The sequence below is a fragment of the Corallococcus sp. bb12-1 genome, assembly GCF_026626765.1.
In the GTDB taxonomy this organism is placed as follows: Bacteria; Myxococcota; Myxococcia; order Myxococcales; family Myxococcaceae; genus Corallococcus; species Corallococcus terminator.
Map to the genome: position 1 here is coordinate 1,122,082 of NZ_JAPNJZ010000018.1, position 12,630 is coordinate 1,134,711.

General features: G+C 69.0%; 11 protein-coding genes. 4 read left to right on the forward strand and 7 right to left on the reverse strand.

Annotation, left to right across the window (positions count from 1 at the left end):
• Nucleotides 1-5 precede the first annotated feature (5 nt).
• The 3 genes from OV208_RS25240 to OV208_RS25250 all read right to left on the reverse strand — a co-directional run bounded on the left by OV208_RS25240 (nucleotide 6) and on the right by OV208_RS25250 (nucleotide 3,054).
• Nucleotides 6-818 carry an OmpA/MotB family protein gene (locus OV208_RS25240; protein ID WP_267576434.1) on the reverse strand — a complete coding sequence of 271 codons (813 nt, stop codon included), beginning with the start codon at nucleotides 816-818 and terminating at the stop codon, nucleotides 6-8.
• Nucleotides 819-930: 112 nt separating this feature from the next.
• On the reverse strand, nucleotides 931-1,482 hold the full coding sequence (locus tag OV208_RS25245) for a chalcone isomerase family protein (RefSeq protein WP_267576435.1): 552 nt from the start codon (nucleotides 1,480-1,482) through the stop codon (nucleotides 931-933).
• A gap of 237 nt (nucleotides 1,483-1,719) precedes the next feature.
• Nucleotides 1,720-3,054, reverse strand: a complete 1,335-nt coding sequence (locus tag OV208_RS25250; protein ID WP_267576436.1) for a discoidin domain-containing protein — start codon at nucleotides 3,052-3,054, stop codon at nucleotides 1,720-1,722.
• A gap of 199 nt (nucleotides 3,055-3,253) precedes the next feature.
• On the opposite strand from OV208_RS25250, the gene OV208_RS25255 reads away from it, so the two are divergent.
• Together OV208_RS25255 and OV208_RS25260 are read left to right on the forward strand one after the other, a co-directional pair.
• On the forward strand, nucleotides 3,254-3,487 hold the full coding sequence (locus tag OV208_RS25255) for a DUF2188 domain-containing protein (RefSeq protein WP_267576437.1): 234 nt from the start codon (nucleotides 3,254-3,256) through the stop codon (nucleotides 3,485-3,487).
• A 586-nt stretch (nucleotides 3,488-4,073) separates the two neighbouring features.
• Nucleotides 4,074-6,299: a molybdopterin-dependent oxidoreductase gene (locus OV208_RS25260; RefSeq protein ID WP_267576438.1), complete on the forward strand. Its 2,226-nt coding sequence runs from the start codon at nucleotides 4,074-4,076 to the stop codon at nucleotides 6,297-6,299.
• Here OV208_RS25260 and OV208_RS25265 read toward each other — a convergent pair.
• On the reverse strand, nucleotides 6,217-7,287 hold the full coding sequence (locus tag OV208_RS25265) for a lysylphosphatidylglycerol synthase domain-containing protein (protein ID WP_267576439.1): 1,071 nt from the start codon (nucleotides 7,285-7,287) through the stop codon (nucleotides 6,217-6,219). The two genes, OV208_RS25260 and OV208_RS25265, sit on opposite strands and share 83 nt — an antisense overlap.
• A gap of 288 nt (nucleotides 7,288-7,575) precedes the next feature.
• On the opposite strand from OV208_RS25265, the gene OV208_RS25270 reads away from it, so the two are divergent.
• Nucleotides 7,576-8,562, forward strand: a complete 987-nt coding sequence (locus tag OV208_RS25270; protein WP_267576440.1) for a zinc-dependent alcohol dehydrogenase family protein — start codon at nucleotides 7,576-7,578, stop codon at nucleotides 8,560-8,562.
• 43 nt (nucleotides 8,563-8,605) lie between these two features.
• Entirely contained in the window at nucleotides 8,606-9,370 is a 765-nt protein-coding gene (locus tag OV208_RS25275; protein ID WP_267576441.1) for a glucose 1-dehydrogenase, read from the forward strand.
• A 31-nt stretch (nucleotides 9,371-9,401) separates the two neighbouring features.
• Here the strand turns inward: OV208_RS25275 and OV208_RS25280 are convergent, their stop codons facing one another.
• From OV208_RS25280 to OV208_RS25290, 3 genes are all read right to left on the reverse strand, one after another.
• Nucleotides 9,402-11,921: a hypothetical protein gene (locus tag OV208_RS25280; protein WP_267576442.1), complete on the reverse strand. Its 2,520-nt coding sequence runs from the start codon at nucleotides 11,919-11,921 to the stop codon at nucleotides 9,402-9,404.
• A 167-nt stretch (nucleotides 11,922-12,088) separates the two neighbouring features.
• On the reverse strand, nucleotides 12,089-12,376 hold the full coding sequence (locus OV208_RS25285) for a hypothetical protein (RefSeq protein WP_267576443.1): 288 nt from the start codon (nucleotides 12,374-12,376) through the stop codon (nucleotides 12,089-12,091).
• On the reverse strand, nucleotides 12,357-12,630 hold a 274-nt coding region (locus OV208_RS25290; RefSeq protein ID WP_267576444.1), incomplete at its 5' end, for a hypothetical protein. The genes OV208_RS25285 and OV208_RS25290, both read right to left, overlap by 20 nt.

Below are 12,630 nucleotides of genomic sequence, written 5' to 3' on the forward strand. Positions count from 1 at the left end.
CCGTCCTAGCGCCCTCCGAGGCTGGGGGCGAGCACGATTTCGATGCGCCGGTTCTGGCTCTTATGCTCCGGCGTGTCGTTGGCCACGATGGGCTGGTACTGCCCGTAACCCGCCGCCGACAGCGACGTCGGGTCCACACCCGAGTCTTGCAGCGAGTGCACCACCGCCATCGCGCGCGCCAGGCTCAGCTCCCAGTTGGAGGCGAACTGACCGCCGCCGGTGGGCACGTCGTCCGTGTGGCCTTCCACGCGGATGATACGGCCCCGCACCGTCTTGAGCGCGTCGGCGATCTTCACGAGCGCCTCCTGCCCTTCCTTGCCCACGCGCGCGGAGCCGGACGCGAAGAGGATCTTGTCCTTCAACTGCACCGTCATCCGGCCCTTCATCTCCGACAGTTCAATCTTGCCGTCGGAGATCTCCTGCTTGAGGCTCTGGGCCAGGTTCTCGTACTCGGAGCTCTTCTTCTCCAGCTCCTCCTTCGCCTGCGCGAGCTTCTTGGAGTTGCGCGCCAGCTCGTCGTTGAGCGCGGCCAGCTGCGCGTTCTTCTCCTCCAGGGCGCGGCGCTCGGCCGCGGCGCCGGTGAGGCGGTTCTCGGAGGCGTTGAGGCGCGTCTCCAGCGCGGCCTTCTCCTGGTTCAGGGCGGCCTGCTGCTCCTCCAACTCCTTGATCTTCGCCTCGGCGGCCGTGCGCGCCGCCTTCTCGTCCGTGAGGTTCTTCGTCAGCCCTTCGGCTTCCAGGGCCTTCTCGTTGAACTTGCCCTGCGAGACGCAACCCGTGGAGAGGGCAACCAGGGCAGCCAGAACCAGACGTGTCCGCATATGTGCGATTTCTCCTGACAAGATGTTGGTGGGTCCGAGACTACCGCTCTCGGGCCCAGAACCTAGGAGAAACGCGCATCTACTTTGGGAACCAACTTCCCGGCCTGGTGGCCTACGGGGGGAAGATGGGGTGGGTGTTCAGCCAGGAGCTGAAGAGGGCATCCGCGAAGGGCTTGCCGGGGATGTGGACGCCGCCGGACGCGCCGCCGGAGACGTGGAGTCCGGAGCCGGGCAGGTAGGTGAGGACGAGGTCATCACCTTTGCGCACATCGTGGAGCGACGAGAGGAGCTTCTCCAGGGACTGGTTGAGGGCGTCCTCGCGCATGGCGGGGTTCTGGCGCAGGCCTTCGCGGAAGCTGCCCACGAGCTGGTCCTTGGTGATGGTGCGCAGGAACCGGAAGTGCAGTCGTTTCAGGCTGTTGGAGGCCACGGCCTGCTTGAAGCAGGTGGGCTCCTCCTCCATGTAGAGGCTCCACACGTAGATGTTGAAGAAGAGCTTCTTCTTCAGCTCCATGTGGGTGAGCGCGAGTGTGCGCCCTTCCACCTGGAGGGAATCCGGCATGTTGACCCCGCCCGCCTGTCCCGCCTGGGCGACACCGCCCACCAGCAGGAGCATCCCCAGCGCGAACCCTCGCGCCCCCATCTTCAACGCCGTCCCCTTCATCGCCTTCCCCTTCACCCTCTACCGAGCCGGTGATCGCAACGGTGTGCACTCCCCATGAAACCGCTAGCCGCGCCGATCATTGGTTTGTGCACCATTGGACGGCAAGCGGGACTTACTGGCAAGGACGTTGGGGGCGCAAGTGACTCCCTGGTTGGGAGGTCAACGGGGGCGTGGCGCGGGGCGTCCTACATCCGGTCGCCCCGCCTCGATGTGTCCACCTCCGTGGCTCGGGCCCGGCTATTGCCGGTCGCTGAGCCGCTGCTGCAACAGCCAGTCGTAGAGGGCCAGGTCCGCATAGGCGGTGTCCCACGTCGCTCCGTTGTGTCCACCGTTGGGATAGACGGTGACCGCACGCATCGCGCTCGCGCCCGCGCCGCACTTCGTGTCCAGCCAGACCTTGATGCTGGTGGAGCGCGATGGCGCGTCGAGCGCGCCATGGAAGGCCCAGATGGGCAGCGGCTTCAGATCGCAGACGTCCGGGCTGTTGGTGGGCGTGGAGGTCAGCGCGATAGGGACGATGGCCGCCAGCTTGTCCGTGTGGAGCATGCCCAGATCGACGCTGGTGTTGGCCCCACCGCTCAGGCCCGTGAAGTAGATGCGGTCCGCGTCCACCCGGTAGTTCTTCTTCGCGTCCTCCAGCATCGCCATCAACGTGGGGATGTTGAACCAACCATTGCCGCTGTTGGTGACTGGCATGCGCTGGTTGGGTGAAATCACGATGGCCTGCATCGCCGCGCGGAAGCTGGCCGAATTGAACTGCTTCGCCAATCCCTCAGGATTGGCCAGCACCGCGGTGTGGTCCACGGTGAGCGTCGAGCCGCCAATGCCGTGGAGCGCGATGATGAGCGGCCACTGCGTGGTGCGGTCGTCGTTGTAGTCCTGGGGGAGGAACACCGCGGCGTCATAGCGGGGGCCGCGCGCCACGGTCTGCTGTCCGGCGGCGCAGGTGGTGGGGCCCGTGGGCAGGACGGCGTTCGGCGTCCCCATCAGCTTGAGCTCCCGCAGCCGGCAGTACGGCGCGTCCTTGCACACCACCCGGACCTTCGTGGTGATGACCGGGCTGGTGAACGTCAGCGTCTTCAGCGAGCTGTTGAGCGGATTGCCCTCCACCGCCGTGCCGGGGATGGTCTTCCAGCAGCCCCCGTCCCACGCTTGCAGTTCGAAGGCCGTCATCGCGTATGACGCGGTCGTGCTGGTGTTCAGGTGCAGCTCCGCGCCCTGCACTTCGTGTGGCCCCTGGAGGTCCACGTCGAAGTAGTTGTGCGTCAGGAAGCTGTAGGCCGACTCCCAGCGGGTGGTGAGCGAACCATCCACCGCGAACGCCGGCACGTAGGTCGTGCTGCTGCTGCCGGCGGAGACGGGCTTGTTGAGCGCGATGTTGGTCACCACGGCCGGGGCCGTCACCGTCACACTCACGGTGTCGGAGCCCGTGGCCGGCTTGTTGAGGGTGACGTTGCTCGGCGCGGCGTCGATGCCCGCGCGCTGCTCCGTGAACTCAGCGCCTTCTGGCCCGCCACAGCCGACGAGCGCGACCGTCGCCAGTGCGCCCAGGAGCGAATGAAGCCGTTGCATGGTGCCTCCCTGAAGAGAACGAAGGCACCATCATGCATTACCTGTTTTACAATCTAAACACGGTGAAGCGGATTCAAGGCCCGGCCCATGCCGCGCTGAAGCCACACACCTGACAGTCTCCCCTGCCCCCAGCGGGATGGTCCACCGAAGCGACATGCCGGACGCTCCCGCCCCATCTCAAGGCAGGAACGGGGGACACATGGCTGAGAACGGTCGAGGGGATGTGCACACGGTGCCGAACTCCGGTGGCGACGGCTGGGTGAACAAGCAGAACGGCGTGAGCCTGGGCCAACACCGGACGAAGAAGGAAGCCGTGCAGCAAGGCGCGGAGGTCGCGCGGCGCGACAAGGTCGAACACTTCATCCACAACGAGAACGGTCAGATTTCGGAGCGCAACAGCTACGGCCACGATCCCCGTTCGAGCCCGGGCTGAGCAACCCGCCTTCCGTGGGCCACAGGAGCGCCTGGCCATTCCTGGTCGCCGCGTCATTCGCTACGAGGTGAAGGTGGAGAACCTCCTCGGTTTCCTTCACCTCGACTGCGTTTCAGCCCGTACAGTGCCTGTGTTGTCTGGAGCTATGGATTCGTCGGCGCAAGCCCGGGGCACTCCCCATTGATTTCCTCAATCCAATACGAGCTTCTCCTACCCGTACGCTCTGGGAAGCTGTTGCAGAAGCACCGATCCTCGCCGACCACCGTGGTGTATGTGGCATCGCTGTAATATGTGGTGATGGAATCAGTGAGACAGATGAGTCGGTCCTCGCGCGATGCAAGTTCGGGCTGAGTTCCCATGTCGGCCCCGTCCCCTCCACACCCAAACTGAACTCCGATAACGGCAAGACCGACAATCAACAACGAGCGCATTGTTCCTCCTGACGAATGGGGGTGCTCTCCGCGGTTGCTGCGTGGGGATGATTCCACAGAGCCTCTTGCAAGTGAATGTAGGAGGGATTTTCATGGTGTGTGCAATTCTTCAACACCTCAGGCTTTGAGCGCGGCAGGGGGCGTAGACTCCACCCATGACCGCTTCCGCCCCGCCCCAGGTCCACTTCCGCACCTGCAACCTCTGCGAAGCGATGTGCGGGGTGCGCATTGAAGTGGCCGACGGCCGCATCACGTCCATCAAGGGTGACGACGCGGACCCGTTCAGTCGGGGCCACATCTGTCCCAAGGCCGTGGCGCTGCGCGACCTGCACGAAGACCCGGACCGCCTGCGCCATCCCATGAAGCGCACTGCGTCCGGCTGGGAACGCGTGTCCTGGGAGGACGCGTTCAGCGACATCACCCGGCGCCTCCATGCCCTCCAGCAGGAGCACGGCCCCCACACCGTGGGCGCCTACCTGGGCAACCCCAACGTCCACAACCTGGGCGCGATGATGTTCGGCCCCGGCCTGCTTCGCGCGCTGCGCTCGCGCAACCGGTTCTCCGCCACCTCCGTCGACCAGCTCCCCCACCAGCTCGTGGCCCACTTCATGTTCGGCCACCAGCTGCTCGTCCCCATCCCAGACATCGACCGCACCCGGTACATGCTCATGCTGGGCGCCAATCCGCTGGCGTCCAATGGCAGCCTGATGACCACGCCCGATGTCCGCGCCCGCCTCCGCGCCATCCAGGAGCGCGGGGGCAAGGTCGTCGTCATCGACCCGCGCCGCACGGAGACCGCTGGCATCGCCGACCAGCACGTCTTCGTCCGCCCTGGCACCGATGCGCTCGCCCTGTTCTCCCTGCTGAACGTCGTGCTGGAAGGCGAGGCCCACCGCATGGGGCGACTCGCCGGGTTCGTGGACGGCCTGGACACCGTCGTGCCGCTCGTGCGCGACTTCCCTCCGGAGAGAACGGCCCCACACACCGGCATCGCTCCGGACGTGCTGCGCGGCATCGCCCGGGACTTCCTCGCGGCGGAGGGCGCTGTCTGCTACGGCCGCGTCGGTGTGTCCACGCAGCCCTTTGGCTCGCTCTGCCAATGGCTCATCAACGTCCTCAACATCGTCACCGGCAACCTGGACCGCGAAGGCGGCGCGCTCTTCACGCAGCCCGCGTTCGACCTCATCGGTGGGCCTCGCGCGCTGGGCGTCAGCCCTGGCAGCCACGGCCGCTGGAAGAGCCGCGTGCGCGGACTGCCGGAGTCCTCCGGGGAGCTGCCCGTGGCCGTTCTCGCGGAGGAGATCCTCACCCCCGGCGACGGTCGCATCCGCGCCCTCTTCACCGTGGCCGGCAACCCCGTGCTGTCCACGCCCAATGGCACCCGACTGGACACCGCGCTGTCACAGTTGGACCTCATGGTGAGCGTGGATCCGTACCTCAACGAGACCACCCGGCACGCCCACTACATCCTGCCTCCCGCGTCCCTGCTGGAGCGCGGGCACTACGACCTCGTCTTCCACGTGCTCGCGGTGCGAAACACGGCCAAGTACTCACCGCCCGTGTTCGCTCCGGCCCCCGACTCCCGCCAGGACTGGGAGATCCTCCTGGAGCTCCAGCACCGCCTGGAGACGCTGCGCCACGGCCGCACCGCACGCGCCACCCTCCAATACCAGGCACTCAAGCGCCTGGGGCCGGAGCGCCTGCTCGACCTGGGTCTGCGCATGGGGCCGTATGGATCGCGCTTCCATCCGCTCAAGAAGGACGGCCTGTCGCTCGCGAAGCTTCGCGCCTCGCCCCATGGCATCGACCTGGGCCCCTTGAAGCCTTCCCTCCCCGGCCGCCTCCGCCATCGCTCCAAACGCATCCAACTGGCTCCGGAGCTGCTCGTCGCGGATGTGGCCCGGCTCCGTGCGGCCTTTCCCGACGATGCGGCGCCTCGCGCGGACGAATTGCTGCTCATTGGCCGGCGACACCTTCGCGACAACAACTCCTGGATGCACAACGTGCCGGGACTCGTGAAGGGCCGCCCCCGCTGCACCCTGATGGTGCACCCGGACGATGCTTCACGTCTGGGTCTCACCGACGGAGTGGAGGCCACCATCCGCTCACGCGTGGGTGAAGTCACCGTCCCCGTCGCCATCACCGCCGACGTCATGCCCGGCGTCGTCAGCCTGCCGCACGGCTACGGTCATCAACGCTCGGGCATCCGCATGCAGGTGGCGGGCGCGCACGCGGGCGTCAGCATCAACGACCTCACGGATGAACAGGCCCTGGACGCCGTCAGCGGCAACGCCGCCTTCAGTGGTACGCCGGTGCGGGTACGACCGGCGCGACCCCCTGCGCCGCCGTCGCCTTCCGGGTCCGCCACACCAATGGCGTGAGGGCCCCCACCAGCACGAACACCGCCTGCACCGCGTGCGCGAGCACCGCGATGGACATCGCCTTCGCCGCGGAGGTCCCCATCGCGCCCGCGGCCATTGAGAACACGCTGTCCGTCACGCCCACCTGCCCCGGCACCAGCGAGCCCATCGCCAGCGCCACCAGGTAGAGCCCCTGGGTGAAGAGCGCCTGCAACACCGTCGCGTCGATGCCCACCGCGTGCGCCAGCACCGCGTACTGCATCACCTGCAACACGCGGCTGCCCAGGAACGCCAGCATCGGCCGCCACGGACACAGCCCTCCGGCGCACAGCGACGCCTGGAACGACTCCGCGTGCTCGCCCCACTTCCCGCACCGGCGCCGCATCCACGCACCCAGCCGCTTCGCGCGCAGGCCCGCGCGCACGCCCAGGGACGCCAGCAGCAGCACGAAGCCGTGCACCAGCATCGCCACCGTGAACGCGGACCAGCCCGTCATCAGGTAGGACGCCACCGCGCACGGAAAGGAGATGAGCCCTCCGGCCCCCAGCGACGCGGACTGGGACGTGGCCGCCGCCGCCGCCGCCGCCGCCGCCCCCGCGTATGGCGTGAGCAGCGTCGCCTTCGTCGCCTCCGCCGCCGCGCGGCCCGCGGGCGCCATGCTCGACACCGCCGTGCCAATCAGTTGCGCTCGCACCAACACCGACAATGGCACCTGGCCCGCGCGGGCTCCGTAGGACAGGCGCGTCGCCGTCGCGTCACAACCCTGCCGTCCCAGTTCGATGAGCACCACCCAGGGGAGCAGCGGCAGCGCGGTCAGGAGCGTCGTCTTCAGCTCGTTGGCGCCCGCCTTGTTCACCATCGCCGTCAGCATGCCCAGGCCGCCGAGCGCGAAGACGGGCTTGAGCACCGTCACCAGCCTGCGCTTCCAGACGCCCGGTTCGGCTGCCCGCCCTCCGGGGACCGCCGCCAACGGCCCGGCCAGGGCCACTTCGTGGTGCACGCTGTTCACACTCGCCCCCCTCGCCCATCCCCACGCGCCCCACCAAGGGGTCCATTCGTGAAACTGTGCAGCCCTCGCCGCCGTGGCGAGGGCCGACTGTCGACGGTCGCCAGCCTCCCCCAGCCCACGTTCGGGGGTGGACAGACCCGCGCCCCCGCGGGGCCGGAATGAAGCGCGGATGGATTCATGCAACGGCCGGCGCACACCGCGAGTGGGCCTGTTTTGCACGCTCGGCAGCAGGGCCGAAGGCGGTTAGGGTGGCGCCGCCTTCAGTCAGGCCTCACGCGGGAGCATGCAATGAAAGCAGTGCGCTTCTCGGCCTTCGGTCCGCCCACGGACGTCGCCCAGGTGGTGGAGGAATCCCCCGCGCCGCTCCAACCCGGCGAGGCGCGTCTGGCCGTCCTGGCCACGCCCATCAACCCCTCTGACCTGCTCACCCTCTCCGGTGAATACGGCGTGCTGCCCAAGCTGCCCGCCACCCCGGGCAACGAAGGCGTGGGCCGCGTGGTGGAGGTGGCGGGCTCCGACGCCGTGGCGGTGGGGGACCTGGTGTTCCTGCCGCTGGGCGCGGGCACCTGGCGCACCCACCTCACCGCGCCCGCCGCGCAGCTGTTGCCCGTGCCGCCGGGGTTGGACCTGCTCCAGGCGAGCATGCTGATGGTCAACCCGCCCACCGCGTACCTGATGCTGCGCCAGTTCGTGACGCTCCAGCCCGGGGAGTGGGTGGTGCAGAACGCCGCCAACTCCGCCGTGGGCCGCTACCTCATCACCCTGGCGCAGGTGATGGGATTGAAGACCATCAACGTGGTGCGCCGCCAGGACCTGGCCGACGAGCTCAAGGCCCAGGGCGCGGACGTGGTGCTGCTGGACACGGATGAGCTGCCCACGCAGGTGCGCGACGCGACGGGCGGCGCGAAGGTGCGGCTGGGCATCGACGCGGTGGGTGGGGATTCAGCCCGGCGGCTGGGCGACTGTCTTTCCACCGGCGGCGTGCTGGTGAACTACGGCGCGATGAGTGGCAAGGGCCCCAAGCTGTCCGCGGCGGCCACCATCTTCAAGGACGTCACCCTGCGCGGCTTCTGGCTGGTGCGCTGGATGCGCAACGCCCCGCGCGAGGAGCAGAACGCCACCTTCGCGCGGCTCGCGGAGCTGATGTCCGTGGGCACGTTGCAGGCACCCGTGGATGGCACCTTCCCGCTGGAGCGCATCCACGACGCGGTGAAGCGCGCCCAGGAGCCGGGCCGCAACGGGAAGATCATCCTCACCCCCAACCCCGCGACCTGAAGTCTCGCAGGGCCGCCCCCACGGCATTGAAGGAGCAACGACCATGAAGCGAGTCGAAGGCAAGGTGGTACTGGTGACCGGCGGTGCGGGAGGCCTGGGCGCCGCGTCCGCGCGGATGCTCGCGCGCGAGGGCGCGAAGGTGGTGGTGACCGACCGGCGCGAGGACGAAGCGCGCGCGGTGGCCCAGGAGCTGGGCGACGCGGGCCTGTTCGTCGCGCTGGACGTCACCCAGGAGTCCCAGTGGGAGAACGCCATGGCGCGCACGCTGGAGAAGTTCGGCCGGCTGGACGTGCTGGTGAACAACGCGGGCATGGGCATCGTGAAGGACATCGAGACCATGTCGCTGGACGAGTGGCGGCTGGTGCACGCGGTCAACCTGGACGGCGTCTTCCTGGGCTGCAAGCACGGCATCGCCGCGATGCGGAAAAGCAACGCGAAGGGCTCCATCATCAACATCTCCTCCATCGCCGGCATCGTGGGCGTGGGGCAGTTCCCCGCGTACAGCTCCAGCAAGGGCGGCGTGCGCCTCTTGTCCAAGTCCGTGGCGCTGCACTGCGCGGCCAAGGGCTACGGCATCCGGTGCAACTCCGTGCACCCGGGCTACGTGGAGACCGCCATGGTGGAGGCGCTGGCCCAGGCCGGAGGACAAGCGGAGAAGACACGCGCGCGCATGCTCAAGGGCATCCCCCTGGGCACCTTCGGCGAGCCCGACGACGTGGCGAACGCGGTGCTCTACCTCGCGTCGGACGAGTCCAAGCTGATGACCGGCGCCGAGGTCATCCTCGACGGCGGCGCCACCGCGCAGTAACGCGGGGCACGGGGTTCCGCGGGCGCCCGGCTCAGGCCCAGGGCGCCTGCAGCAGTTCGGAGAAGCGGATGGCCAGCTCCGGCCGGCCCACCATCATCTGGCCCCACGCGTTCGCCTGCGTGGCCCAGGCGGTGGGCGTCAGTCCCACGACCTCGAAGAGCTTCATCACGTCCGCGCCCCCCTGCAGCGCCTTGAGCATCCGCGCGTAGTGCAGGAGCGTGGGCAGCGCCGAGCCCGGGAAGAGCACCTCCCGGTCCAGGGGACGCGCGGGCACCTGGGGCTGGAGGTCCGTCATGAGGCGCCGGGCGTCCGACAGGGCCCGGGCCTGCTGCTGTCCGTGCTCGATGAGCCGGGCGGCCTCCAGCGCTTCGGCGGCGACGCGGGCCTCCTCGGCCCGGCGCTGCTGGTCGCGGCGGCGGGACTCCGCCACCTGCCGTTCGATTTCACGCTCACGCTCGCGCTCCTCGTGCTCGCGGCGGCGATCCCTGCGCTCGCGCATCATCCGCAGCGCGTTGAGCGTGTCGTCCAGGAAGTCGCGGTGGATGTTGGACTCCTCCGGCGGCGACGGCGTGGTGCGCACGCGCTGCTCGAAGGCGGGCAGGCGCGACTCGAAGTACGCCAACTCCGCCTCCATCACCTGGATGTAGCGGGGGTCGTCGGACTCCACCGCGCGCAGCAGCGCCCAGGCCCCCTTGGACACGGAGAGGGACGCGGTGCGCGGGCGCGTGCTCACGATTTCTTCCGCCGCCGCCCAGAGGGCTCGCAACCTGGCGGGCAGGACGTCCAGCGGTGCACCGTCCATCAGTTGCTCCGCATGGGGATAGAGGCCCACGGGGTCCAGACGCCACCACATCTGGAAGCGCACGAGGGCGTCGGGCTCCGCCTCGCGCTGTTTCTCCCACAGGCGGTCGCGCCAGCTCGCGAAGGCGGCGAGCAGCAGGCCCCGTTCGGAGGGATGGGATTGGAAGCGCTGCCAGACGGCGTCCACCAGGACCTCGCGTCCGGAGTACGCGCTCCACTGCCGCGCCACACTGGACATGGGCGCCACCAGCAGGTGCTGGCCGGGGCCCTCCCAGACCGCCATCAACAGCCGGGCCGCGTGTTCGACTCCGGAGGCGGGGAGGCGCGCCTGCTCGCGCCGCGAGGGGAACATCACCAGGGCTTCCAGCAGGGCTTCACCGCTGTGCGGGTCGCGGGCCCAGTCGTTCAGCCGCCGCTGTTCGTCCACCCCCGCGTGGTGGAGGAAGTGCACGAAGAGGAAGTCCTTGAAGCAGGCGATGCGGTCCTTCTCCACGCCCCGGTCAATCGCATGCACCGTCTCCTCCAGGAAGCTCCACATCGCCTCCGTCTCCTCCTCCTCGGGAGGTTCGGCGTTGTCGCCCGGGGTGGCGGCCCAGCCGAAGAAGCGCAGCGCGGTCTCCGCGGGCAGGTCGCGCAGCACCGAGCGCGCCCAGCGGGCCCAGCGCCGCTGGTCCTCCAGTCCCCAGGCGTGGAAGGACTGCCGCTTCGCGAAGCCCAGCAGCTCGTCCGCGAGCGAGCCGACGGTGCGCACGGACACGGTGAGCAGCGCCTCCAGGGCCCCTTCAGGCGGAGGGAAGGGCAGGTCTCTGAGCACGTCCTGCACGAAGCGCTCATCGCCTTCGCGCTTCAGCCGGGGGAAGAGCAGCGGTGAGCCCCACGCGCTCAGCATGCGCCGGACGAAGGTGACGGTGTCCGCGTCGGGCGAGTCCAGCGCCTGCGCCACCTCCACCTCGTCCCGCAGGCTCAGCGCGCATTCGAAGCGCACGTCCAGGTCGCTGCCGTACAGACCCTGGTGCAGCGCGGTCGACACGGCGGCGGGGGGCGCTTCCCGGGACACGCGCGTCCAGGCGACCGCGGCGCGCGCGCCGATGTCGGGCACGTCCAGCACGCCCAGGGCCAGCATGCGGATCCGCTCGCGCTCCTCGGGGGTCAGCCGCACGGGAAAGGCATTGCGCCAGCGCGTCAGGGCCAGCATCGCCTCCACCGCCACGCGTCCGTCCTGGAGCAGCAGGTAGCGCACCGTGGAGCGCGCATCCTCGGAGGACGTGCCTTCGTGCACCCACGCGAGCGACGCCATGTTGCTCAGGTCCATGTCCGGCGCCTTGCGGGACAGGTACGCCAGCGAATCCGGCAGGGGGCTGAAGGGCGCGATGCGTTCGGCGAGGAGGGCCTCGTCCGTGGGCAACTGGGCCGCCCAGGAGTCCTCCATGTCGCGCGCGAAGCCACGTTGCAGCAACCGGGACTCGATGCGCCGCGCGTCCTCGATGAGCCGCAGCGCCACGCCCCACTGCCGCGCGTAGCGGGCCGCCAGGACCTCCACCTGCGAGGGCTCCAGCGCGGCGGTGCGGGATGCCAGGGCGAAGCGGTCCACCCCGGACTTCAACAGCTCCCGCGCGGCCCCGTAGCGCTCCGGGGGGACGGGGCCACAGAAGCAGTGCGGACAGGCGACGTCGGTCGGGATGAAGCGGGTGCATCCGGGGCAGCGCACCTCGGCGCCCCGGCGCACGCCGCTGTCGAGCAGGGCGGACATCCCCCGTGTCTACTCCGGCTCAGGGCCTGCGTGCACCCCGAGGGCCTTGCCAACACTCGCGGCGGCGGCCGGAGCCTGGGGGCGGGCGGCCCTCCGCTCAGGACAGCGCGTAGACGCGGACGTCATCGATTTCAAACACCGCTGGCATCCTGGCGCCGGAAGTGACTTCAGGGTTCGGCCACCGCGGACTCAGCGGCCATGGGTGAGGCAGCAGCGGCTTCCCGCTCCGCCTTCTCCGTCCACAGCGCCCGGAAGCGCTCTTCGAGCCGCGCGCCCAGCTCCTCCGAGTCCAGGTACAGGCTCGTCTCGTCGTAGCGGGTGAACGAGCTCAACGTCCAGTTGTGGCTGCTCATCACCAGGTGCCTGTCATCCAACAGGTCCTCGATGGCTTCCAGCCGTTCGTATCGGGGGGCATGGGCATGGGGGACTTCCTCGCTACATGCTGCCCGCTTCATCGAGCAGCAGTTGGAGCATCCGTTCGAAATCCAGCCGGGCCTGGTCCTCGGGGCTGGTGAGTGCTTTCAATTCCCCAGGGGTCCACGCCAGCGTGGAAGCACGGGAGAAGCGGCGGGTAACCGGGTCCTCCACCTTCTCCCAGTCATACAGTTGCTCCAACAAGAGACGGCCCGAAGGAGGCTTCCCTGCCCGGCCCCGCGGGGCACCCAAGCCCGCACCGGCCTGCGAGCGTGCCGAGCGTCCGCTGCCGTGC

What these genes read in the sequence shown, in the direction of transcription:
- OV208_RS25240 (WP_267576434.1), bottom strand. Translation starts at nt 818, where the DNA reads ATGCGGACACGTCTGGTTCTGGCTGCCCTGGTTGCCCTCTCCACGGGT.
- OV208_RS25245 (WP_267576435.1), bottom strand. Translation starts at nt 1,482, where the DNA reads ATGAAGGGGACGGCGTTGAAGATGGGGGCGCGAGGGTTCGCGCTGGGG.
- OV208_RS25250 (WP_267576436.1), bottom strand. Translation starts at nt 3,054, where the DNA reads ATGCAACGGCTTCATTCGCTCCTGGGCGCACTGGCGACGGTCGCGCTC.
- OV208_RS25255 (WP_267576437.1), top strand. Translation starts at nt 3,254, where the DNA reads ATGGCTGAGAACGGTCGAGGGGATGTGCACACGGTGCCGAACTCCGGT.
- OV208_RS25260 (WP_267576438.1), top strand. Translation starts at nt 4,074, where the DNA reads ATGACCGCTTCCGCCCCGCCCCAGGTCCACTTCCGCACCTGCAACCTC.
- OV208_RS25270 (WP_267576440.1), top strand. Translation starts at nt 7,576, where the DNA reads ATGAAAGCAGTGCGCTTCTCGGCCTTCGGTCCGCCCACGGACGTCGCC.
- OV208_RS25275 (WP_267576441.1), top strand. Translation starts at nt 8,606, where the DNA reads ATGAAGCGAGTCGAAGGCAAGGTGGTACTGGTGACCGGCGGTGCGGGA.
- OV208_RS25280 (WP_267576442.1), bottom strand. Translation starts at nt 11,921, where the DNA reads ATGTCCGCCCTGCTCGACAGCGGCGTGCGCCGGGGCGCCGAGGTGCGC.
- OV208_RS25285 (WP_267576443.1), bottom strand. Translation starts at nt 12,376, where the DNA reads ATGAAGCGGGCAGCATGTAGCGAGGAAGTCCCCCATGCCCATGCCCCC.